The following is a 21,793-nucleotide window of genomic DNA, read 5'->3' on the forward strand; positions in this document are numbered from 1 at the left end:
GCGCTCACTGCACGACGCCGAGCACGCGCTGCTGGCGCGCGAGCTCCGCCGCGTTCTTGAGCGCCTCGAACAGCTCGCGCGACGCCGGCAGCCCTCGGATGACGAGCTCGGGATCGCTCGCGTCCTTCGTGAACACGCGGATCTCCGCGACGTCGAGCAGCCGCTGCATGAACGTCTGGCGGAGGTCGATGTCGAGGACCCGCCAGAGCTGCAGGGTCTCGATCCGGCGCGTGAGCAGGCCGGCCTCGTAGTCGATCGTGCGATCGGTGATCTTGTAGCGGAGGCTCTTGCGCTTCCAGTGCAGGATGCCGAGCCACACGAGGCCCACCAGCACGAGCGAGAGCACGCTCGCCGCCACGTAGGACCAGAACCACGCCTTCCAGCTCGGCGTCCCCTCGAACAGGACGCGCGCCGCGCCCGGCGCGGGGGCGAGCGCGCCGCCGGCGGGGGCGGCGGGGGCGAGCGCGCCGCCGGCGGGGGCGGCGGGGGCGAGCGGCGCGGCGGGGGCCGCGGCCACCGGCGCTCGCTCGTCGAGCATGCTGCCGCAGAATCGGCACTTGATCGCGGCGTCCTGGATCTGCTCCGCGCAGAAGGGGCAGGGCTTCACCCCGACGAGTGTAGTCCACATCCCGGGCGTGAGATCCACGGCAACCACCAAGCTTCGCGCCGCGTTCTCCTACATCCGAACGTTTACGTGGTCGTGAGCGTGGTCGTCGTCGTCCACGGTAGGCCGTGAACGACCACGACCACGTAAACGTTCACGTTGCCTCCCGGTCCCCGGCGGCGAGCGCCGCCTTCCCCGCGCGCCCCAGCCGCCGGATCGCCGCCTCCCGCCGCAGCGCCTCCCCCCTGTCGGCCGCCGCCTCGACGTGGACCAGCGCGAGCGGCCCCCGGCCGCGCGTGTACCGCGCCCCGCGCCCCGCCGCGTGCTGCGCGACGCGCGCCTCCACGTCGCGCGCGATCCCCGTGTAGAACGACCCGTCGCCGCAGCGCAGGATGTAGACGTGCCAGGCCGCGGTCACTCCTTCGGCCCCTCGTTGTAGCCGCGCGGCCGGTACTTCGGGTCCACGCCGCCGTGCGTCGCGCCGTTGTCGAGCGTGTCGATCGCGAGGTACGCGAGCCACGTCCCGGGGTGCTCCTCCGCCAGCCGCCGGAGCTCCGCGTCGTGCGCCGCGAGCCGCTGCTCGTCGTGCAGGCACTGCAGCGCGAGCGCGATCAGGCTCAGCTCGTTCGGGCCGAGCTCCATGCCGCGCTGGTAGTGCGGGAAGGCCTCGTCGGGGCGGTGCATCCGGCAGAGCGTGTCGCCCGTGTACACGTGCGCCATCGGCCACGTCGGGGCGAGCTCCATCGCGATCTTGCTCTCGGCGAGGCGGGCCTCGAGGTCGCCGCGGGCGCCCTTCATCACCGAGTAGTTGAGGTGCGCCTTGGCGCTGTTCGGGACCGCCTCCTTCGTCGCCGCCCAGAAATCGAGGTCGTTACGGTAGTCCATCGCGTGCCGGTAGGCCTGCGCGCACTGGAAGCCGAAGAAGAGGACGAACAGCGCCGGCGTCACCCACGCCCTCCACGACCAGCGCGCGCGCGGCGTGAGGGGCGAGCCCGCGAGCGCCTCGTGGAGCCACGAGAAGGCGACGGCGAGGACGAGCGACGAGCCGATGGCCGGGAAGTACCAGAAGCGCTCGGCGCGCACCGTCGGCAGGACGACCGGGATGTTCGAGTGCGGGAAGTAGCTGACCACGACCCAGGTCAGCCCGATCGCCGCGACGCACATCCCCGCGTAGCCGCGGCGCAGCGGCACCCAGGCGCTCCGGTCCGCCGTCGCCGGGCAGGGCAGGGGGCGCGCGCCCTCGACAAGCAGCCCGAGCCCGAGGAGGAACGCGGGCAGGAACGGCAGCGGCCAGAGCACGAGCGGCAGCGCCCGGAGCAGCGGCACGCGCCCCGCCGGGCGGAGCACGTGCCAGTCGTACGCCGCGAGCGCCGCCGCCGCGATCGCGAGGAGCGCCCCCGCGAGGAGCAGCGGCCACCTCCGCGACGTCGCCTGGCCGCCGTCCACCAGGAAGGCGGCGCGCACCGAGCGCCGCTCGCGCCGCTCCAGGTGCTCGCGGCGGAGGGCCGCGATCCAGAGCGCGAGCGAGCCGAGCGGGGGCAGCACCATCATCGCGGCGCCCGCGACGCTGCCGAAGAAGACAAGCCTGTCCGGCACCGGCTCCTGCGGGTACGAGTAATCGCCGCTCAGCGTCCACGGGAACACGATCTGGGTGAGGCCCCGCCAGTAGACGCGCAGCGCGCCGGCGACCCGGTGCGGCATGTCCGCGGCGCCGAGCGGGTTGTTGAGCGGATCGCGCGGCAGGGGCGCCTGGTGGAACCAGACGAGCGCCTCGTGGAGCGCGCGCTTCACGAGCGGCGCGCCCTCGGGGAGCGGCGCGGCGAGCTCGGCCGGCATGGGCGCGGGGAACCAGCGCCGCCGGAGCTCGACGTACAGCACGAACGCCGCGCTCGCGGCGAGCAGCGCGAGCAGCGCCCGGACGAGCCGCGCCGGCCGCGTGGGGTGGGTGAGCGGCGCGGCGATCAGCGCGGCGAACGGGACGAGCGGCACGCAGACGAGCGCGCTCTCCTTGGAGAAGAGGCCGAGGAGCACGGCCGCGAACACGCCGAACGGCATCGCCCACGCGGGCAGCGCGAGGGCGGCGAGGGCGGCGATCGCCCCCATGCCCCCGAGCACGTCGGCGATGCCCACGATGCCGCTCACCGCCTCGGTGAGCACCGCGCAGCCGACGAAGAGCAGCCCGGTGAGGTACGCGAGCCCGCGCCGCCGCGTGAGCCAGAACGTGACGCACGTGAGCAGCGCGCCGTTCACCGCGTGGAAGAGGACGTTGTAGAAGTGGTGGAAGAACGGCTGCTTCGTGACCGCCCAGATCGTGCGCCAGAGGAAGTTCGGCAGCGGGCGGTAGGAGCCGACGCTCCGGTCGGGCGGCAGCCCCCAGAAATCGCGGTGGATCGCGTCGAGGAAGCCGATCCCGCCCTTCGCGTTCACGTACGGGTTGGCGAGGAGCGCCTCCTGCTCGTCGAAGATGTAGTTCGTCGACGGTGCGCGCGTGAAGAGGATGACCGCGACCAGCGCGAGCGGCGCGATCGCGGACAGGAAGGTCGGGTCGAGCGCGAGGAAGTAGTCGCGCACGCGCCGCGCGGCGTTCCCGAGGAAGGACGGCGCGGCGGGCGGCCCTGCCGAAGGCGGCAGCCCGGAGGACGGCGGCGGCCCGGAGGACGGCGGCCCGTACGGCGTCGTCGTGTCGTCGTCGAGCGCGCTGGACATGGGGTCGCGCGCGGCGGCAGGGGACGGGGGCGGATAGGTCACGCCGCGCCCCTCTCAGCCCTTCACGTCCGGTGGAGCGCCCGGCGCACCGTCCGGCTCGGGGATGGACCAGATGTCGCCCCAGAGCGGCTGGCCGCCGTCGACGCCGTAGACCGCGCCCGTGATGAAGTCGTTCTGGTCGCTGGCGAGGAAGACGATGAGCCGCGAGACCTCCTCGGGGGCGGCGAGGCGCTTGAGCGGCGTGGCGCGCCGCGCGAGCTCGAGCAGCTCGTCGCCGTACTGCGACGTGCCGCTCGACCGGATGTTGCTGCCGGGCGCGACCGCGTTGACGCGAATGCCGAGCGCCGCCCACTCGACGGCGAGCGTGCGGGTCAGGTTCTCCACGCCGGCGCGCGCGGCGCCCGTGTGCGCCATGCCCGGGAAGCCGCGGCTCACCGACGCGGTGACGTTCACGATCCGGCCGCGGCGCGCCGGGAGCATCGCGCGCCTCGCGACCTCGCGCGTCATGAAGAAGGTGCCGTTCAGGTTGTTGCGGACGACCGCCTCCCAGCCCTTCGGCGTCATGTCGCTGGCCGGGCTCGGGAACTGGCCGCCGGCGTTGTTCACGAGGACATCGACGCGGCCGAATTTCCCGAGGACCTGGCCCACGAAGGCGGCGATCCGCTCCGGCTCGCGGATGTCACACGGCGCGGCGAGCACGTCGTCGCCGGGGACGCCGTCGCCCGCGAGCGTCCTCGCCGCGGCCTCGAGCTTGTCGGCCCGGCGGCCGCAGAGGGCGACCTTCGCGCCGAGGTAAGCGAGCTCACGCGCGCACGCGAGGCCGATGCCGCTGCCCCCGCCGGTGACGATCGCCACCTGCTGTTCGAAGAGTCCTGGGGCGAAGATCGAGCGCACCTGGGTCACGCCCCGCGTTTACAACGGCTCAGCGGGCGCCGCCACACGCTGGGCGCTCCGGGGGTACCCGGCGTCCGAGGCAGAAAGGCCCCGGTGTTCGGGGGCGCTTGCCCGCCCGGCTCCGGCGCCTGGCGCGGATTGCTCCACGGCTCGGCGAGCGCCCTGCGCGCCTGCCAGATGCCTCGTGACCAGCGCGCGGTCGGACCGCCGATCCCGCTGCGCGATGCCGGCGCTGCTGGCCGCGTCGTTCGCGTGCTTGGCCGCGGCGGCAACGCGATCACCTACGAGGCCGAGGACCTCTCGACCGGGGGGCGCGTCGCCGTCAAACAGCTCGTGATCTGGAAGCGCGCGGAGTGGAAGGCCCTCGATCTGTTCGAGCGCGAGGCGAGGGTCCTCTCGAACCTCACCCACCCCAGCATTCCTCGCTACATCGATTACCTCAAGCTCGACGGCGCGCAGGGGCGTCGTGAAGGCCGGCCGCCTGAGCTACGCCGTGAGCGGACCATCGGACGGCTGTGCATGGAGTGCCAATCTCTCGGCGGTGTGACCTGGCGTCGGGCCGAGAGGCCGCCGGGCCACGTCGCCCCGGTCAGCGATCGTCCGGGGGCAGGATTCCGCGCACGAGCTCCTGCGCGCTCGCCACCATCACCCGAGAGGCCGTCGTCGAGGTGCGCGAGGGAATCGTGATGGCTGCGAGGGCTTGGTTCTGGGTCGAGGCGCTGACCATCGGAGTCGTCGGACCAGTAGACGCGCTCCGCGTCGACCACGACCACGGCTTCAGTGCGTGACGCGCCTCAATCAGCTCCGGCGAGCAGCCGCTCGATCTCGTGCACCGTCTCGACGTCATCGCCGACCATCGCCTTCATCGACTGGATCCTGCGGCACACGATCGCGGCGATCTTCTCTTCAACGGTACCGTCGGCATAGGCCCAGTAGACCTGCGCAAAACGTCCATCGCGGTGACAGCGGCCCTCGATCTGCGCCATCTGGATCGCCGACCACCGCAGATCGTGGATTACCTCCGAGCGCGGGACCTCGTTGTGCTCGCCCTGGTGGAGCGAGATCCCTTCTTCCACGGTGAAGAGCACGACGCGCGGCTCGCCGCGCTGGAAGCGGAGGCGCTCGGCCTCCTTCTCGCCGGCCGGCATCGCGCCGTGGATCAGCGCGCACGGGACGCGCTCGCGGGCCAGCGCGGCCTGCACGGCCTCGAGCGTCTCCATGAAGGCGACGGAGACCGCGACCTGATGCCCGTTGTCGAGCAGCTCACGCACGAGCTCCACGGTGCCCGCCACGCGGATGAGCTAGCTCTTCTGCCGCAGGCGCAGCGTCGCGGCGAGCGCCGACCTCGGGTTCGCGCCCTTCGGCACGAGCTCCATCTCCCGGCGGAACGCGGTCCACGCCTGCGCGTCGAGCTCGCGCGCGGAGGCGTCGAGCTCGATGGGGTGAGGATGCGGTTGATCTCGGGCCAGCCGGCCACGTCTTCCGGGCGACGCCGCATCCCCACTGCGGGACGGCCGTCGAACAGGAGCGCGCGCACCTTCTCGCAGTCCGCCGGATCGCCGCGCCAGTCCCACCTGCCGAACGCGCCGCGTGTGACCCCGAGCCCCTGGCCTTCGCACCACTGCTCGAAGTCCTTGAGATCCGCGGAGCGGCTCCCGGTCGCGCTCGCCAGCAGCGGCGCGAGATACGATAGCTCCAGCGGGTTCTGCCCCGCGGTGGCCGAGAGCCACAGCACGAACCCCGAGCGTGCGTTGAGCTTCACCGCGAGCTTGGAGCGCGCCGCCGCCGGGTTCTTGCAGCGGTGGCTCTCGTCCCAGATCACCACGTCGAACTCCGCGGCGCTGCCGGCGCGCGCGAGGCCCTTCTTCGATCGGATCCTTCGCCGCGCCTCCGGGGTCACCTCGAAGAGCTTGCCAAGCCGATCATAATTGATGATCACGATCTCTTTGCCTGCGTCGCCCATCGCCTGAACCGTACGGCGCCAGTGCGCGACGACGGCGAGCGGGCAAACGATCAGCACCGTCGCGACGTCCGGCGATCGCGGACCACACGGGGGCGGGACCCGCGCCGAGGAGCTGCGCGCCTTGGCCGATGGCCATCAGGTCGGCGGCGATGTTCAGGCAGTTCGCCACGACGAGAGCCACCATGAGCACGCCGATGGTGGCGCGGGCAGCGCCACGGAACTTCCGGCGGATCAGCATGCCGAGGCTGTCCCCGGACGCGAGGGCCATCCGGTCGCCGATCTCCTGGACGGCCATCATCAGCGGCAGCGTGACCGGCACCGTCCACAGCATCGCGTTGCTGAAGGTGGCGCCCGCCTGTGCGTAGGTCGCGACGCCGGACGGGTCGTCGTCGGCCGCGCCGGTCACGAGCCCCGGTCCCAGCACGTTCAGGAACCGCCGGATCGGGTTCGGGCGGCCGCCGGGGCTGGGCACCGACCTTTCCTTGTCCTGGGTGCTGCTCGCAGCCTGGGTCACGTCGCCTCCGGTCCCGTTGTGATGTCACGTGGCTTTCGCCGTCGCCGGAGGGCCGACTGCTCGCAACGGCGCCGAGCTCCCGGTTCGTCGAAAAGTGCGTGAGCCGTCGCGCCGGGCGGACCAGACTGACGACCATGACCTCGCGCGCTCGCACCTTCGGCGGCGCCGCGTCCGCGTACGAGCGGTTCCGGCTGGGCTACCCCGACGAGCTCGTCGACCTGGTGCTCGAGTACGCGGGCCGGCCCGTGCGCTCCGCTCTCGAGATCGGCGCCGGCACGGGCAAGGCCACGCGGGCTTTCGCAGCCCGCGGCATCGAGGTCACCGCCACGGACCCGGACGCGGCCATGCTCGCCGAGCTCCGCCGTCAGGTGCCCGCGAGCGTGACCGTCGTCCGGGGAGCCTTCGAGGACCTCCCGCTGACGCGGACCTACGACCTCGTGTTCGCGGCCGCCGCGCTGCACTGGACCGCGCCGTCGGGTCGCTGGGAGCGGGTGGCCGCTCTCCTGGGGCCGGACGCGGCGTTCGCCTCGTTCGGCGCGCCGCTGCGGCTGGCCGACCCCGGCCTCGCGGAGGCTGTCCGCGCCGCCCGCGCGCCGTTCCTCGACGACGACGAGGTGCCGTCGCCCGACGGCACACCGGAGGGCGCGGCGATGCAGTGGCCCGGCACGGAGCTGATCAGGTCGGACGCCTTCACGGACGTGCGCCAGGTCGTGGTCACCCGTCGCCCGACGGTCTCCGCCTCGGACTATGTCGGCCATCTCGCGACGATCTCGGCCTACCTCGAGCTCCCCGCGTCCGTCCGGGAACTGGCCCTCGCTGCGGTGCGGGCCGTGCTCCCCGATCGCGTGACGCTCGACGCCGACCTCACGCTGCACCTGGCCCGGCGGCGAAGGCGCGCTTGAGCGAGAACCGCACCAGGCCGTCCTGCTGCGGCTCGACGCGCTCCTTTGCGATCGGGGGTCGCTCACCCCTCCGGTGCCACCGGCAGCCCGAGCAGCCGACCGATCGTCTCGTGAACGACCCGGGCCGCCACCTCGTCCCCGAGGGCGACGCCGGCGACTTCCACCTGAGCGAAGGGGCGCCCGCGCTGACGGCCGGTTGCCCGGGCGAGGACGGCGCCCGGCGCGTCCACGCGGGGGCCCACGCTCTTCGTCGCCGGCGCTCACTCGCCTGGGAAGAGCTCCTCGGCCGTCATGTACTTCGCCCCGAGCGCTTGCGCGAACGCCCGATCGCTTTCCATATCACCGACCATCACCAGGTGCTCGCGCGCGAGCTTATGGCGCTGGATCAGCGATATCCCGAGCCCCGGCAGGGGCTTGCGACAGAAGCAGCCGACCGGAAACGCCGGGTGCGGGCAGTACACGACCTCGGCCACGGGCAGGCCGAGGAGCTCGATCGTCCGCGAGAACGCGGCCAGGACAGCCTCTTCGGTCACCGATCCTTTCGAGATGCCGCTCTGGTTTGACACGAAGAAGAGCGTGTATCCGTCGTTGACCCAGCGCTCCAGGGCCGCGCGCCGACCGGGCAAAAGCTCGACGTCGTCGGGGTCGCGCGGGTAGATTTCGCCGCTCTTTGTCGTTCGCAGCGTGCCGTCTACGTCGAGGAGCAGGCCCTTGCCCGTGAAGAGCGGATCAACGCGCCGGGCAAACGGGATCTCCTCGACCACCGAGAAGCCCTCATCCACGTGCGGCGCCTCGAAATTCGCAGCCCACCGCGAGAGCGCCTGCGGCGGCGGCAGGTTGGGATCCTCTTTGCCGAGCGCTTTCATGTCCTCCGGCCCGAGCAGCTTGCCGTAGCGCTCGAGGACGCGGAGGACGACGTTCGCGTAGGCCTCGTTGATGGGCGTGGCCAGGTACCGGCACCGGACCGGCACGCGGTGCGCGTGCGCCACCCGGAGCACCGCATAGCGCGACGCGCGCGTGCCGTACGTATTGTCGAGGACCACCCGCGTTTGCCCCGAGGAGAGCAGCTCTCCGAGCTTCTTGACCACGCCGTCGAGCGTGCCGCCGAGCTCATCGCGGTTCAGACGCGCGTACCCTTTGGCCGTGTAGCGGGCGACCTCCGACGATTTGCCTGCCCCTTGAATTCCCATGACCACGACCACCTCGGGCGCATCGCCGGGGCCTTCTCCGGGCTCGAGCTTGCGCAGGCCGGCGGGGACCACGGGGGGCGCGACCGAGGCCAGCACATCGGCCGCGGGCGCAAAGCTGGTCTTCGAGAGGTCGGCTCGATCGCGCGCGCCAAAGGGGACCCGGAGCGCGCGCAAGCAGGACGCGACGCTCTCCCGCTTGGTCGCCCCGAACAGGGGGAGGACTGGGGGGCCGAGATCGAGCAGGACCGCGAGGGCCGCCTCCTGGGACGTGATGGTGTGCCGCGCGGCGATGGGCTTGATCGCGCGGTTCTTGAGGAGGCTATCGACCTTGGCGTGACCGCCGAGCGGCCGGTGGGCGAGGAACGGGATGCCCATTTGCTTGGCGAGCTCGAAGAGGCCTCGGGCTGCGCTGCCGCGATCGAGAACGCTCAGCTCCTCCTGGATGGCCCGCACCGGAAAGTGCCGCAGGGCCTGGTGGACCTCTGCGATGGATGTGTTGCTGAGGCCGAGGTGCTCGACGAGGCCCTCGTTCTGGAGCTCGGCGAGAGCGGCGAGGCTGTCTTCGAGGGGGGTCTTGGGGTCGGTCACGTGGAGGAGGAGCATGAAAATCCGCGAGACGCCGAGCGCCTTCAGGCTGCCCTCGACCGTGCGGCGCAGGTGGTCGCGGCTGCCGTTCGGGACCCATCGCCCTTTGGGTCGGGTGAGGCCCACCTTGGTGATGACGCGCACGTCGTCGCGCGGGCCGGACCACGCGTCGAGCGCCTTGCGGACGAGGCGCTCTCCATAGTGGGCCTCGCGGTCGGTGAGGCAGTAAGAATCGGCGGTGTCGAGGAGGCGTATGCCTTGATCGAGGGCAACGTGGATGACGGCGGTCGCGTCCTCTTCCGAGGGGCGCCCCTCCGTGGCCAGCCGGAGCAGGCCGAGGCCGAGGGGAACGTCGAGGGGGCCTAGGACACCGTAGGGCGAGGGGGCGGGAGTCACGGAGACGATGACGTAGCCAGGTCCGCGGCTCGATGCAAGCGCTGAAGCCGAACAACTGGGGCAGATCGTTGGCGTCCGCCAACATCGCGCTGGTCCCGAGCCGCCGAGAGCCTGTTTGAGGCTCCCCGGCTCGGCGAGAGGCCCTGCCGGATTGAAACGTCGGCCTTCTCCTCGCGTCATGTCCCAGCAGCATCGCCCGCGCCCGCGCATACTCCTCGGTGATGAAAATATTGTCCTGGAGCTCCTCCTCGGAGACACCGTACGAACAGCCCTTGAGGCTTCTCGCCTGTTCCTTGCGCTCCCCTGGGGTCCCAACACAGCTCATGGCCAGCGCGCACCCGAGCACCCCGACCCATTGTATCGTTCGATAAGCCATGCTGCGAGCCGAGCCAAATGCGTACCGGGAGGGCTTCCCTTCCTCAGCCCCGAGATGCGCGATATCGAAGGACGGCGGTCTGACATGGCTGTCAGGGCGCTCGAGACGGCCACGACGTCGCCCGGGCTGCGCCTCAGCGTGAGCACCGGCGCGCCGAGCTTCCAGGATGAACACCGGCGCGACGCGCAGGTTCACGCCGTCTCTGGCTCCGGCGCGCGGCGGTCTCGCCCGCTCCGCGGCACGCACCCGTCGATCGGGCCTGGTCCTACCGGGACCGGCTGGGTGATACTGACGGGGCTGAGGCCGACATGCCGACCCTCCACGCCTTCATCCCGACCGCATCCTGGCTGAACATGCTTGCCGAACTGGCAGCCGACGATGACAGGAACTTCGTCAAGAAGGCCGTGAGCATGGCTCTTCGAGCGATCGGAAAGCGCAATGCTTCGCTCGAAGGCGCCGCCGTCGCCGTCGCCGCTCGTCTCGCCCAATCACCGCAGCCTTCAGCGCGATGGATCGGAAAGGACGCATCGCGCGAGCTTGCAGCGGCGCGCCCAAGGCTTCGAGGCGCGCGGCGCTCCGCTAGGCCGTTAGGACGAGCTCTGCTCGGCGAGCCGGCGAGGCCTTGCCCGGCGGGCAGTCCTCCGCGGCTCGTCCGCGAGCGGCGATATCGCGCGGGTGAAGGCCACCACCACGCGGGTGTTGAGACGCGCGAACTTCCCGCTGCCCTGGACGAAGCGGTGCTCGAAAACCAGGGTTTCGCGGTTGGCTGCGAACCACAGCAGCTCTTGGCGCCTCCCCGCAGCTCGAACGTCCGCGCAACACTGTCGATGTAGGGAGGGACGGATCACCCGACAGGTTGATACCGGCTTGTTGACCCGACGCCCGACGGGCTGCGATCCGTCGTCACGCCTCCCTGAAATTCCGGGCAAAGCACCGGATCACGACGGTTCGCCCCCCGCGGAATCGTCCCGCCAGAAATGCCGGTTCGCTCCCCAGCCTGCGTGGCGCCTCCTGCCCGCATCAGCTCGTCCGCTGTCAGGCGCCCTTCGCATGGGCTCGCGGAGCACATCAACCCTGGAAGGGTCGACGGAAAGAACTCCGCGAAATCGAAGCGACCCTGGAAGAGGACGCGCGCGCCGCTTGACGATCCGCGCTCGGATCGAATGGCAAAAGGGGAGGGGATCACCGATGTCGATCGAGCTCAACCACACCATCGTCCCGGCGCACGACAAGGAGGCTGCCGCGCAGTTCTTCGCGCGCATGTTCGGACTCGCGGTGGACGCGCCGTTCGGGCCGTTCTCCCCCGTGCGCATCAACGGCGGGCTCACGCTCGACTTCGCGGACCGGGAGACGTTCGAGCCGCACCACTACGCGTTCTTCGTGGATGACGCGGAGTTCGACCGGATCTTCGAGCGCGTCCAGAGCGCCGGCATCCCCTTCAGCGCCGATCCGCACGCGAAGGAGATGGGCCGGATCAACCACCGGAAGGGCGGCCGCGGCTTCTACTTCCGCGACCTCGACGGGCACATCCTCGAGGTGCTGACGCGCGCGTGAGCTCGGCTTTGCGCTGCCGTTCATTCGCGCGGCCGCAACGTCTTCATGAGGCCGTCGATCATCGGCTGGAGGCCGAACTCGAACACGCGATCGAGGTTGAAATCGTACCCGCTCGAGAGCTCGTTCAGCAGCCTGGCAAAGCTCGGATACGGCCCCGACGTCGCGATCGCCAGGAACGCGGCCCCCTGCGCTTCGTTCCACTGCGCCTCGGTCATCCCCGTGGTGGCCTCGGCCTCGCGCTCCGCCTCGAGGTTCACGGCGACGCCGCGAACGTAGCTGTAGAGCGTCATGTGCGCCTCGAGCCGGGTCGCCGCGTCGATCCCGGGGGCTTCCATGGCACGCAGGATCCACTCGGCGTGCGCGATCACGTTACGCAGCGCGACCGGCCGCGCGAGCGGCAGCACGTGCGCGAGCCATCCGTGCCGCCGGTACAGCGCCCACTGCGCGCGGGCCGCGCGGATCAGGGCCTCGCGTAGATCGCAAGGAGGCGACCTCGGCAGCGGGTGCTCGCCGAACACCGCGTCGATCATGAGGAGCACGAGCGCGTCTTTCCCCTCCACGTACCGGTAGAGCGACATCGTCGGCACGCCGAGCTTCGCGGCGACACCGCGCATGGAGAGGGCGTCGAGCCCCTCGTCGTCGGCGAGCCGGATGGCGGCCTGCACGATCCGCTCGCGCGTCAAGGCGCCGCCTCGCTCTGACGGCTCACGTGCCGCGCGATCGCCCTCGGCCACCACGTGGCCCGAGCGCGGGACCGATCGGATGAGCCCCTCGTGGCGCAGGGTCGACAGCGCCTTGGTGGCGGTGGCGAGCGCGACGCCGAAGGAGCGAACGATCTGGCGCGTCGAAGGGACGCGATCGCCCGCGCGGAGGCGCCCGGACGCGATGCGCGCGCGCAGGTCGCTCGCGATCTGCAGGTAGGGCGGTCCGTCGGCCGACTTGCGGCGGTTCGTCGACGCGCCGCGCTTCACCGGAGGAGATGGGGGTGCTCGACGCGATTCGACAGCATCAGACCCACATGCGGGATCTCGCGATGGTGAACGAGACCGGCCGGCGCCTCGTCACGCTCCCCGCGGCGTTCGCGAGCGGCGACGTGGAGATCGAGCGCGGCGATCTCAGCCGCATCCTCCACGAGGCCGCGAAGGACGCGGCCGAGTTCGTGTTCGGCGACAGCATCGCCTCGCTCACCGACACGCCCGACGGCGTCGACGTCACGTTCGAGCGCGGCCGGCCGAGGCGCTTCGACCTTGTCGTGGGCGCCGACGGGCTGCACTCCCGCGTGCGCGCGCTCGCGTTCGGCGACGAGTCGAGGTTCCTGCGCTTCCACGGCTACTACGTGGCGACGTTCGCCGCGCCGAATCACCTCGGCCTCGATCACCAGGGCCTCATCTTCAGCGAGCCGGGGCGGGCGGCCAGCATCGCGAGCGCCCGCCGCCCCGAGGAGGCGACGGCGCTCCTGATGTTCGCCTCCAGGCCGCTCGACCACGATCCGCGCGACGTGGCGCAGCACAAGGCGATCCTCGCCGAGCGGTTTGCGGGGATGGGGTGGGAGGTGCCGCGTCTGCTCGAGGCGATGAGGCAGAGTCCGAGCCTGTATTTCGACGCGGTGGGGCGCATCGACATGGAGCGCACTTCGCGGGGTCGCGTCGTGCTCCTGGGCGACGCCGGCTACGGCGGCACCCTCGGCGGACAGGGGACCGGCCTCGCCGTGGTCTGCGCGTACGTGCTCGCGGGCGAGCTCGCCGTCGCGCAGGGAGACCATCGCGCCGCGTTCCAGCGCTACGAAGCGCGGATCCGCCGATATGCCCGGCGCTGCCAGCAGGGGGCGAAGCGCGTCGGCTCGTTCTTCGCACCACCGACCCGCGCGCAGCTCGCGCTGCGCAACACGATGTACCGGGCGCTCACCTCGCGCCCGCTCTCCCGCTGGTTCGAGAAGATGGTCACGAGCGCCGCCAGCGACCTCGTGCTCCCCGCGTACCCGGCGTGACCTCCTCGCGGTGCTGACGCGCGCCCGCGGCTCATCGGCGGCGCGCCCTCACCCCGCGGTGTCGTACTCACAGAAGCCTGGGATCTCGTAGCAGCTCCCCTTGACGCAGTGCCCATCGGGGCAGCTCGCGTCCGTCGAGCAGGGGATGGCGCGGCACGTTTGGTCGCTGCAGGCGGATTGCGGCGAGCAGGCCGCATCGTCCTGGCAGCTCTGCGGGACGCACCGCTTCTCCGCCCCGCAGACCCGGTTCGGGCCGCACTGGGCGTCGTTCTGGCATCCGGGAGTGCACATGCCGTTGATGTCGCAAACGCCCGTGTCACAATCGGCCGTCGTCTTGCATTGGCGGCAGGCACCGAGCTCGTTGGCGATGGGTGTGGTGAGCTTGAAGCAGTGGGGCGCGTCGCCCCCGCAATCGGCGTCCTCCGCGCACTCGAAGCACATGCGAATCCCCGTGGACGAGTCGGTCCCGCAATGGGGCAGCGCTTCGCTGCAATCCTCGGCGATGACACACTCGGTGCACAGGTTCGTCGCGGGATCGCAGAGACTCGCGGCGCGCGGGACCGTGGCGCTCGTCGTGGGGCACGGGTTGGATTCGTTGCAGCTCGCGCCGTTTCCTTCCGGAATCGGAAGCATGGCGGGGCACTCGCACGTTCCACACCAATCCGGAGCGCCGCAGATGGCCGGCGGACGTTCGCCGGGCGCATAACAGGTCGCTCCTGCTCCGCAGGGGTAGGCGTCGTCGCACTGGCCGGCCATGAGGTCGCCGCGCCCGCCGGCGCCATGGCTCGTTCCCCCGGAGCCCTGCTGAGCGCCGCCGCTGCCGTTTTCGCCTCCCGTGCCCGTTCCGCCCGTCGTCTGGTCGCCGTCCGTATCCGCGCCTCCCGAGCCGTCCGCCCCCGGAGGTGATCCCGAGCAGGCCACGACGAGGACGAGGACGGCGGGAACGAGCACGCAACGAGCGTAAGGAGCGAAGCGAATCATGAGAGCACCCTCCAGCAGAGTTTCGCAAAAGTCATGCCGCAGCCAGCCTCGGTCCTCGGGCGCGCAAGGCCTTGAAAAGGGGCCGATCTTGGCCGGGTCGACCATCCCACCCCGGCACAAGCTGGCTCAAAGCCATGCACGTGATGTGCACCGGCCCGCGCGCTCGTCTTCACGCGCGCGCCAGCGACGGTTCACGCGCGCGCCAGCGACGGTCCCGTTGACGATGGTCGACCCGAGCTCGGCGCCGGGTCGCCGCGGCTAGAGCGACAAACGGGTTGAAACTGCCTGAAAAGCGCAGAATTTCGAACCGCCAAGACGCCATAAGACGCCAAGATTTTTGTGTTTTTTTGGCGTCTTATGGCGTCTTGGCGGTTCATTTCTCGCTTGATCAACGTGATCGATGTCCTAGAGCGGGACCTCGGGGATGAACTCGGCGCCCAGGCGGAAGATCAAGAAGTCCTTGGTGACGTTGCCGCCGCTACCGGCGGGCCACAGGAAGGGGCTGCCGGCGCTGCGGTCCGGATCCCACTCGTACCACATCCACCGAGCCTCCTCGTCGATCTCGCAGACGATGGAGAACTCATTGCCCGGCTCCGGGACCGAGCGCTCCGTGTCGTTCGTCTCTCCGAACGCCACATGGCCGTGCGCAGACGCCTCGGTGGTCACCCAGCCGGCGCTGGTCGTCTGCGGGTCGAGATCACCGCTGTTGCAGCGCGCGATATACTGGTTGATGGTCTCCAGCGTCGGCCCGTTCGACCCGAGGTCGTAGTCCTCGCCCGTCGCGCAGACCTCCCACGCGCCGTCGCCGGTGAAGACGGGAGCGGCCCCCTCGCGGAAGAACTGGCCGATCACGCCCTGGGTCGTGGACTTGTCGGCGTACGTGATGATGTAGAGATAATGCCCGGCGTTCGCGGACGCCGCCGGCACGGTGTACGACTCCGGCCCGTTGCCGATGGGACAGGAGAAGATCTTCCCGGCGAGGGTGTTCTCGATGCCCCCGAAATAGTTCAGGAGCCCGTCGCCGGTCCCGTAGCCGAAGCCGTACGCATTGTCGGCCGTGATGATCACGCTCACCGCGGTCGAGAGCCCGGTCCCTCCGCCGACGCCGGCGATCTCACCGAGACCGTTCTCGTCATCCCCGCCCGCGCCCGCGCCCCCGTTACCGCCGCCGCCGGCGCCGGCGCCGGAATCGCCAGGATCGGTGCCGGCGTCCGAACATCCGGATGTATGAAGCGCGACAGCAAAAGCCCAAGCTGAAACAAGACGTAAATTCATTCCACCAGGATCGGCGAAGTCGCGCCCTGCGTAAAGGCCTCTCGGAGAGCACGAGCGCGCCGTCCGGGCGCCGCGGGCCATCTGGCACGATTCCGACGCTGCCCTCGCCGGGGTGCGTCCCGCCTCCCAGAAGGAAAAGAAGGTCTTGCAGGCGGCTTGATCCGCCTCAGGCCTTGTTCCCCGCTCGCCGCTCGAACCGCAGCCTGAGCACCTCGTCCTCGAGCTCGTTCGCGATCGCCATCGCCCGCCGCCTCGCCTCCGCGCCCTCGTCGCCGCCCACGATCCGCGCCAGCATGTTCAGCGCCATCGCGCGCATCCGCATGTGTCCGCCGTCCCCCGCGTGCCGGCACGCCTCGCGCGCGAGCGCCGCGCCTTCCTCGGGGAAACCCTGCTTCCACCGCGCATACGCCAGCCCGTTCGCCCGCCGCGACCGCGCGAAGGCCGGACCGTCCTCCGGGATGCGCCGGTAAAGCGCCTCCGCGGCCGCCGGGTCCGGCTGCTTGCCGCCCCAGGAGCGGTTCCGCTCGAAGGCGCGTTGATCGATCCACCGGGCGAACAGGCAGGCTCGGTCGCAGGCGGGCATCGGCAGCTCGAAGAGCGGCTCGATCTCGTCGAGCAGGCCAGGCACGCGCGCGACGTCATCACGGCTCGCCACGAAGGCCTCCGTGAGCAGGGCCTCCGCCCGCGCCTCGGGCGGGGCCTTTCCGAGCAGCGGCCGGATGCGGGCGAGGTGCGTCTTTCCGGCCTCGCGGTCGTCGCCGCGCAGCGCGCAGGTGGCGTGGGCGAGGGCGAGGAAGACGTGGGAGGTCGGATCCTCGTTTACCGGCGGTCGATCCCAGAGGCGCAAGAGGTCCTGGGCGAGGGGCAGGGGCAGGTCGGTGAACCTCGAGTGATAGGCGCCCATCCAGCGGGCGCGCTCGGCGAGCGCGTCCGGCAAGCCGAAGGCCGCGAGCGCGCGCGCCCCCCACGTCCCGCCGTCCCGCTGGCCGCGCGTCCGCAGCCGGCGCAGGGCGCGCTCGATCGAGGACACGTCGTCCTCGTAGCCGCGCAGCGAGGAGAGCCGCTCGGCGACCGCGGTCAAGGAGCCGTGCTGCGCGACGAGCCAGGCGACGTAATCCTCCCAGGAAAAGCCCGCGGGAGCGGCCTGTCCGGTTTCGTGTCCGGGCATTTTCTTCGCGCGGATCCTATCAAGGTCCAGCAGAGAGGAGGACGGACATGCGAAAGGAACCTGCGTTTTTCCTGGTGATCGATCTGGAAGCGACGTGCGACGAGGAGGGCCGCATCCCCGAGCGCATCATGGAGATCATCGAGATCGGCGCGGTCCTCGTGGACGGCGCGACGCTCGAGCCCGTGAGCGAGCTCGCCACCTTCGTGCGCCCGGTCATCCGGCCGAAGCTCACGGCGTTCTGCACGAAGCTCACCACGATCACGCAAGCAGACGTCGACGCCGCGCCCACGTTCCCCGAAGCCATCGCGGCGCTCGGGCGCTTCGTCGGCCGGCGGGAGGCGCTCTTCTGCTCGTGGGGCGATTACGACCGCAAGCAGTTCGAGATCGACGCGGCCCGCTGGGGCGTGCCCTTGCCGCTGCAGGGGCACATGAACATCAAGAAGCGCTTCTCCGCGGCGCTCGGGGTGACCCAGCGCTACGGCATGGCGAGCGCGCTCGAGCGGCTCGGGCTCCCGCTCCACGGGACACACCACCGCGGGATCGACGACGCGCGCAACATCGCGCGTATCCTGCCTTACGCGATTGGCCGCGTGCCGATCCCCAGGGCAGGGCCCGCGGGGTGAGCGCCTCGCAGGGGCTGATCCGGGGTTGCTGGTCGAGCGGGACCCGCACACGGGAGGGGACGTGGCGCGCGAGGCCGGAGGACCGCCCGCGCGCGGGCTGATTCAACCCTCGCGCGCCATGCGGATCGCCTCCGCGATGCCGGCGGCGGTGAGCTCGGGGTCCTTCAGGAGCGTCGCCGCCCAGGTCGCGAGATCGCCGGTCGTCCGGAAGACGTTCGGCGCCCGCCCCGTGTGCAGCATCATCATGATGGAGCGGACCGAGGCGGCGACGAACCCCTCCGACTCGACGAGCGTGGCCGTGCCCCTGAGGTTCCGGGAAGGGGAGCTCGCCGCCCGCCGCATCGCGGCCCGGCTCGCCTCGTCCGGCGGTAGGGTGTTCTCAAGGGGGAGGACGACGACGAAGACCGCGCCGCCCGGCTGGCCCGCCGACCAGCGAGCGAAAAGGTCCCGCGAGCGATCGATCCCGACCACGGTGGCCTCGCCGCGCCAGACCAGCAGCATGAGCCGCCGCCACACCGCCACCACGTACTCGTCCGTGCGCTCGAGCAGCTCGGCCGTCATCGGAGGAGGACGGGCCGTTATCATCGTGGCGCATTGTCGTTCCGTAGGGGGGATGGTCGTCAAGCCCATGGCGATGATTCGGCGCTCGCCGGACCCGGCGGACGCGGCTACGCCAGGAGCCCGTCCCTCTCCAGCCGCTCCAGCCGCTCGATAACCGCCCGGGCGTCGCGCCGCTCGGCCGCGACCAGCGCTCGCGGTCCCGCTCGGCGCCTCGAGCAGCGGGAAGCGGGAAGCGGGAAGCGCGTGGCCGGCTCACCCTCCGGGGTCGGGCGCCTCGGTGAGCCGGCTTTGGTGTGCGGCATACAAGCTGCGCGATCCGGCTCCGGCGGCGGTGGACGCGGTGGACGCGGTGGACGCGGTGGACGCGGTGGACGATGAACGTGTGTGATGAACGGTGTGTGACCCGCTGCGCCCGGCACCCAGCGCCCACCCGCACGCGAGGCCAAGCGCCACACAAAGAGCTCGCGCCGTGAAAAAAGGATCTAGACAGGCGAAGCGAAGACTCGTTATCTTGAAAAATGGTCCCGTGCGCATTCTGCATCAAATCTCGTCAGACACTCCCGCGTACCTGATCCGATCCTGTTCGTCCCTCGGGCCCTGCGAAGGGTCGGAGAGGGCTGCTGAGCCTCGTGGCGCGCCGCCGCGCGCGCGGCGCGAGGCGCGCGGCACCCCGCGGACTGCGAGCTGCGCGCTGGCCATCGATGTCGATGAGACATCGATGCGACCGACCGCGCTCGTCTCTGCGTTCCTCCCCACAGATCACGAGACGACGCGAGACGACGCGAGACGACGCGAGCAGCCCAAAAGCGTCACCGCACGACCCAAAATTGTCACTGCGCAACTCGATGTATTTTTCTGATCTGTCTTCAGAAAGATCTGGACACCTTCGTAGTCGAGTTGCTATCTTGAACACTGTCACCTTGCGCATCCGCTCTCCGATCGAAGCACAAGCACCCGCGTACTTGATCCGATCCTGATCAGCCCGCGGGGGCTCATTCCGACCGGAGCCCGCGAAACCGACCTCGCCTGACCCGTGTGTCATGGTGCCTGCTATCCGGATGACGCTCCAGCAATGGTTCACCCGTGAGGACCTCGAGGAGCTACCAATGAAGCAGATCGCAATCGCATCTTCTGCCGCGCTCGCCACGCTGTTCATCGCCGCAACCAGCCTCGCCAACACGACCGCTCCGTCTCCCACGTGCACCGTGATCAAGCGGGGTGTCCTGGGCGACATCTACAACGCCGAGATCTGGAGCCTCGCCCCGAGCTACCACGTCCCGACCCCGTTCGAGGTCAACACCGGGTACTCCAGCTCGGTCGGAGAGAAGCGCGCCCTGTTCCGCTTCGATCTCAGCCCCATCCCCGCCGGCTCTCTCGTCACGTCGGCCACGTTCTACGCCCTGACGTACACGAGCACCGCGCAGACCGTGTACGTCCACCAGGTGCTCGCCCCCTGGAGCGAGGAGCTCGTCACGTGGAACAACTTCGGCGGTATGGACCCCGCCGCGTTCACCTCGTTCGTGCCCAACGTCACCGGGTGGAGCTCGGTCGATCTCACCGGGATCGTGCAGGACTGGGTGAGCGGGACGTCACCGAGCCACGGGATCCTCCTCGAGGAGGGCGCCAGCGGGAAGACGTCGTACAAGGGCAGCGCCCACACCGACATGGGTTATCGCCCTCTCCTCGAGGTCTGTTACACGGCGCCGAAGGGCTCGATCGGCGACAAGGTGTGGTTCGACGCGAACGCGGACGGCATCGAGGACGCCTCCGAGCTCGGCATCTCCGGCGTCGTCGTCGACCTCTTCGGCGACGCGAACTGCGATGGCGTCGCCGACGGCGCCCTGCTCCAGACGGCCGTGACCGGCGCGAACGGCGTCTACCGCTTCACCGAGCTCGACGCGGGCTGTCACGTCGTCGACGTCGACGACGCGACGCTCCCGCTCGGCCATATCCTGACCAGCGACGACGAGCCGCTCGGCGTGTCCCTCGACGCGGGTGAGAACGTGGCCAACGCCGACTTCGGCTACGTGACGTACTCGTCGATCGGCGACACCGTGTGGCTCGACAGCGACGCCGACGGGCTCTACGAGCCGGAGACCGGCGAGCTCGGCGTCAACGGCGTCCGTGTCGAGCTGTTCCAGGGGGCCCAGCTGGTCGACTTCACCGTCACCGGCACGAGCCCCTACACCGGCCAGCCCGGCTTCTACCTCTTCGACACGCTCCCGGCGGGCACCTACTCGGTGGTCATCACGCCCGACAACTTCATGGCGAGCGGTCCGCTCGCCGGACAGGAGCCGACGGCCGACCCCGACGGCGGGCTCGACAACGTGGGCGTGGTGTCGCTCGGCTGGGCACAGGACCTGCTCGACGCGGACTTCGGTTACCAGCTCTCCTGCGGCAACGGCGTCTGCGGCGGCGACGAGAGCTGTTCCACCTGCGCCGTCGACTGCGGCGTCTGCCCGCCCCAGTGCGGCAACGGCACCTGCGAGATCGGCGAGGACTGCGGGAGCTGCAGCGCCGACTGCGACGTCTGCCCGCCCGCCTGCGGCGACGGCACGTGCAACGGCAGCGAGAGCTGCAGCACCTGCGCGGACGACTGCGGCGCCTGCCCGCCGGTCTGCGGCAACGGCACCTGCGAGGCCGGCGAGGACTGCGGCACCTGCTCGGACGACTGCGGCGCCTGCCCCGCGGTCTGCGGCAACAACGTCTGCGAGAACGGCGAGGACTGCTCGACCTGCACCGGCGACTGCGGCGCTTGTCCCGCGGTCCCCGGCAACGGCGTCTGCGAGGCCGGCGAGAACTGCTTCGAGGTCCCGAGCGACTGCGGCATCTGCCCGCCGGTCTGCGGCAGCGGCGTCTGCGAGGCCGGCGAGACCTGCTCGAGCTGCGCGGCCGACTGCGGCGAGTGCCCGCCGGTCTGCGGCGATGGCGTCTGCAAGGCCGGCTCCGAGGACTGCTCGAGCTGCGCGGCCGACTGCGGCGCCTGCCAGTGCGCCTCCCCCGGCACCGGCACCCCCGGCTACTGGAAGAACCACGAGAGCGCCTGGAAGGTCTCGCAGCTGACCATCGGCGGCAAGACCTACACGAAGTCCCAGCTCCTCGACATCATCAGCCGTCCGACCAAGGGCGACGTCACGTACATCATCGCGAAGCATCTCATCGTCGCCAAGCTCAACGTCGGTATCGGCAACCAGTCGAGCTGCATCGAGGACACCATCGCCGCGGCCGACGCCTGGCTCAAGAAGAACGCGCTCGGCAGCAACGTGAAGGAGGGCGGCAAGAACTCGCCCTGGGCTGCCGGCGAGCCGCTCGCCACGAAGCTCGACGACTACAACAACGGCCGCCTCTGCGCGCCGCACCGTGACTGACCGGCGCTCCGCCGATACCCGGTGATCGGCCGGCACGACGAGACCTCCCCAAGGCCAGCGCCCGCCCCGAGCGAACCGCCTCGAGCGCGACCTGCGCTGGCCCTCTCCCTCTCTTTGGGCTCGCCTCGACCACCAGGGCCGTTCCG

Annotated in this window: 20 protein-coding genes and 1 pseudogene; 8 read left to right on the top strand and 13 right to left on the bottom strand. The window is 70.6% G+C overall.

Features of this window, described 5'->3' with window-relative positions; translation table 11 throughout:
• Window positions 1-4 precede the first annotated feature (4 nt).
• The 4 genes from WMF27_RS05180 to WMF27_RS05195 all read right to left on the bottom strand — a co-directional run bounded on the left by WMF27_RS05180 (window position 5) and on the right by WMF27_RS05195 (window position 4,213).
• Entirely contained in the window at window positions 5-646 is a 642-nt protein-coding gene (locus tag WMF27_RS05180; RefSeq protein WP_437943892.1) for a PH domain-containing protein, read from the bottom strand.
• A 112-nt stretch (window positions 647-758) separates the two neighbouring features.
• Complete coding sequence (locus tag WMF27_RS05185) at window positions 759-1,022, bottom strand: GIY-YIG nuclease family protein (protein WP_437761357.1); 264 nt, start codon at window positions 1,020-1,022, stop codon at window positions 759-761.
• Entirely contained in the window at window positions 1,019-3,352 is a 2,334-nt protein-coding gene (locus tag WMF27_RS05190; protein WP_437761356.1) for a tetratricopeptide repeat protein, read from the bottom strand. The genes WMF27_RS05185 and WMF27_RS05190 overlap by 4 nt, the downstream gene beginning before the upstream one ends.
• 12 nt (window positions 3,353-3,364) lie before the next feature.
• Window positions 3,365-4,213, bottom strand: coding sequence for an SDR family oxidoreductase (locus tag WMF27_RS05195; RefSeq protein WP_437761355.1), 849 nt, complete (start codon window positions 4,211-4,213; stop codon window positions 3,365-3,367).
• A 168-nt stretch (window positions 4,214-4,381) separates the two neighbouring features.
• Between WMF27_RS05195 and WMF27_RS05200 the strand changes: the two genes are divergently transcribed.
• Window positions 4,382-4,891 carry a hypothetical protein gene (locus WMF27_RS05200; RefSeq protein ID WP_437761354.1) on the top strand — a complete coding sequence of 170 codons (510 nt, stop codon included), beginning with the start codon at window positions 4,382-4,384 and terminating at the stop codon, window positions 4,889-4,891.
• Window positions 4,892-4,998: 107 nt separating this feature from the next.
• On the opposite strand, the gene WMF27_RS05205 is transcribed toward WMF27_RS05200, so the two are convergent.
• Window positions 4,999-5,496 (bottom strand): helicase-related protein, encoded by a 498-nt coding sequence (locus WMF27_RS05205; RefSeq protein WP_437761353.1) that lies wholly within the window; start codon window positions 5,494-5,496, stop codon window positions 4,999-5,001.
• A gap of 342 nt (window positions 5,497-5,838) precedes the next feature.
• On the opposite strand from WMF27_RS05205, the gene WMF27_RS05210 reads away from it, so the two are divergent.
• Window positions 5,839-6,132, top strand: coding sequence for a hypothetical protein (locus WMF27_RS05210; RefSeq protein ID WP_437761352.1), 294 nt, complete (start codon window positions 5,839-5,841; stop codon window positions 6,130-6,132).
• On the opposite strand, the gene WMF27_RS05215 is transcribed toward WMF27_RS05210, so the two are convergent.
• Complete coding sequence (locus WMF27_RS05215; RefSeq protein ID WP_437761351.1) at window positions 6,127-6,681, bottom strand: divalent metal cation transporter; 555 nt, start codon at window positions 6,679-6,681, stop codon at window positions 6,127-6,129. The two genes, WMF27_RS05210 and WMF27_RS05215, sit on opposite strands and share 6 nt — an antisense overlap.
• 134 nt (window positions 6,682-6,815) lie before the next feature.
• Here WMF27_RS05215 and WMF27_RS05220 point away from each other — a divergent pair, with 134 nt between their 5' ends.
• Window positions 6,816-7,583, top strand: a complete 768-nt coding sequence (locus tag WMF27_RS05220; protein ID WP_437761350.1) for a class I SAM-dependent methyltransferase — start codon at window positions 6,816-6,818, stop codon at window positions 7,581-7,583.
• Window positions 7,584-7,645: 62 nt separating this feature from the next.
• Here the strand turns inward: WMF27_RS05220 and WMF27_RS05225 are convergent, their stop codons facing one another.
• A complete protein-coding gene (locus tag WMF27_RS05225) occupies window positions 7,646-7,825 on the bottom strand; it encodes a hypothetical protein (RefSeq protein WP_437761349.1) in 180 nt (59 codons plus the stop codon).
• A gap of 18 nt (window positions 7,826-7,843) precedes the next feature.
• Entirely contained in the window at window positions 7,844-9,754 is a 1,911-nt protein-coding gene (locus tag WMF27_RS05230) for an aldo/keto reductase (protein ID WP_437761348.1), read from the bottom strand.
• 588 nt (window positions 9,755-10,342) lie between these two features.
• On the opposite strand from WMF27_RS05230, the pseudogene WMF27_RS05235 reads away from it, so the two are divergent.
• Both WMF27_RS05235 and WMF27_RS05240 read left to right on the top strand, forming a co-directional pair.
• Window positions 10,343-10,963, top strand: a pseudogene (locus tag WMF27_RS05235) (DNA alkylation repair protein); the annotation flags it as partial.
• Window positions 10,964-11,318: 355 nt separating this feature from the next.
• Window positions 11,319-11,684, top strand: a complete 366-nt coding sequence (locus WMF27_RS05240) for a VOC family protein (RefSeq protein ID WP_437761347.1) — start codon at window positions 11,319-11,321, stop codon at window positions 11,682-11,684.
• Between the two features lie 20 nt (window positions 11,685-11,704).
• Here WMF27_RS05240 and WMF27_RS05245 read toward each other — a convergent pair whose 3' ends face one another.
• Complete coding sequence (locus WMF27_RS05245) at window positions 11,705-12,655, bottom strand: TetR/AcrR family transcriptional regulator C-terminal domain-containing protein (RefSeq protein WP_437761346.1); 951 nt, start codon at window positions 12,653-12,655, stop codon at window positions 11,705-11,707.
• 14 nt (window positions 12,656-12,669) lie between these two features.
• Between WMF27_RS05245 and WMF27_RS05250 the strand changes: the two genes are divergently transcribed.
• Window positions 12,670-13,671, top strand: coding sequence for an FAD-dependent monooxygenase (locus tag WMF27_RS05250; RefSeq protein ID WP_437943894.1), 1,002 nt, complete (start codon window positions 12,670-12,672; stop codon window positions 13,669-13,671).
• A gap of 48 nt (window positions 13,672-13,719) precedes the next feature.
• Here the strand turns inward: WMF27_RS05250 and WMF27_RS05255 are convergent, their stop codons facing one another.
• From WMF27_RS05255 to WMF27_RS05265, 3 genes are all read right to left on the bottom strand, one after another.
• Complete coding sequence (locus WMF27_RS05255) at window positions 13,720-14,652, bottom strand: hypothetical protein (protein ID WP_437761344.1); 933 nt, start codon at window positions 14,650-14,652, stop codon at window positions 13,720-13,722.
• Between the two features lie 405 nt (window positions 14,653-15,057).
• Window positions 15,058-15,726, bottom strand: coding sequence for a hypothetical protein (locus WMF27_RS05260; protein ID WP_437761343.1), 669 nt, complete (start codon window positions 15,724-15,726; stop codon window positions 15,058-15,060).
• A 367-nt stretch (window positions 15,727-16,093) separates the two neighbouring features.
• Complete coding sequence (locus WMF27_RS05265) at window positions 16,094-17,095, bottom strand: hypothetical protein (protein ID WP_437761342.1); 1,002 nt, start codon at window positions 17,093-17,095, stop codon at window positions 16,094-16,096.
• A 47-nt stretch (window positions 17,096-17,142) separates the two neighbouring features.
• Between WMF27_RS05265 and WMF27_RS05270 the strand changes: the two genes are divergently transcribed.
• Window positions 17,143-17,718 (top strand): exonuclease domain-containing protein, encoded by a 576-nt coding sequence (locus WMF27_RS05270; protein WP_437761341.1) that lies wholly within the window; start codon window positions 17,143-17,145, stop codon window positions 17,716-17,718.
• A 102-nt stretch (window positions 17,719-17,820) separates the two neighbouring features.
• Here the strand turns inward: WMF27_RS05270 and WMF27_RS05275 are convergent, their stop codons facing one another.
• Window positions 17,821-18,303 (bottom strand): hypothetical protein, encoded by a 483-nt coding sequence (locus tag WMF27_RS05275; protein ID WP_437761340.1) that lies wholly within the window; start codon window positions 18,301-18,303, stop codon window positions 17,821-17,823.
• Window positions 18,304-19,385: 1,082 nt separating this feature from the next.
• On the opposite strand from WMF27_RS05275, the gene WMF27_RS05280 reads away from it, so the two are divergent.
• Window positions 19,386-21,647 (top strand): SdrD B-like domain-containing protein, encoded by a 2,262-nt coding sequence (locus WMF27_RS05280; protein ID WP_437943895.1) that lies wholly within the window; start codon window positions 19,386-19,388, stop codon window positions 21,645-21,647.
• Window positions 21,648-21,793 lie beyond the last annotated feature (146 nt).

The organism is Sorangium sp. So ce281 (assembly GCF_051527395.1).
GTDB lineage: Bacteria > Myxococcota_A > Polyangia > Polyangiales > Polyangiaceae > Sorangium > Sorangium cellulosum_B.

Excerpts from the sequence above, each read along its gene's own strand:
- WMF27_RS05200 (WP_437761354.1), top strand. The coding sequence starts at position 4,382 with ATGCCTCGTGACCAGCGCGCGGTCGGACCGCCGATCCCGCTGCGCGAT.
- WMF27_RS05220 (WP_437761350.1), top strand. The coding sequence starts at position 6,816 with ATGACCTCGCGCGCTCGCACCTTCGGCGGCGCCGCGTCCGCGTACGAG.
- WMF27_RS05240 (WP_437761347.1), top strand. The coding sequence starts at position 11,319 with ATGTCGATCGAGCTCAACCACACCATCGTCCCGGCGCACGACAAGGAG.
- WMF27_RS05255 (WP_437761344.1), bottom strand. The coding sequence starts at position 14,652 with ATGATTCGCTTCGCTCCTTACGCTCGTTGCGTGCTCGTTCCCGCCGTC.
- WMF27_RS05265 (WP_437761342.1), bottom strand. The coding sequence starts at position 17,095 with ATGCCCGGACACGAAACCGGACAGGCCGCTCCCGCGGGCTTTTCCTGG.
- WMF27_RS05270 (WP_437761341.1), top strand. The coding sequence starts at position 17,143 with ATGCGAAAGGAACCTGCGTTTTTCCTGGTGATCGATCTGGAAGCGACG.
- WMF27_RS05275 (WP_437761340.1), bottom strand. The coding sequence starts at position 18,303 with ATGATAACGGCCCGTCCTCCTCCGATGACGGCCGAGCTGCTCGAGCGC.
- WMF27_RS05280 (WP_437943895.1), top strand. The coding sequence starts at position 19,386 with ATGAAGCAGATCGCAATCGCATCTTCTGCCGCGCTCGCCACGCTGTTC.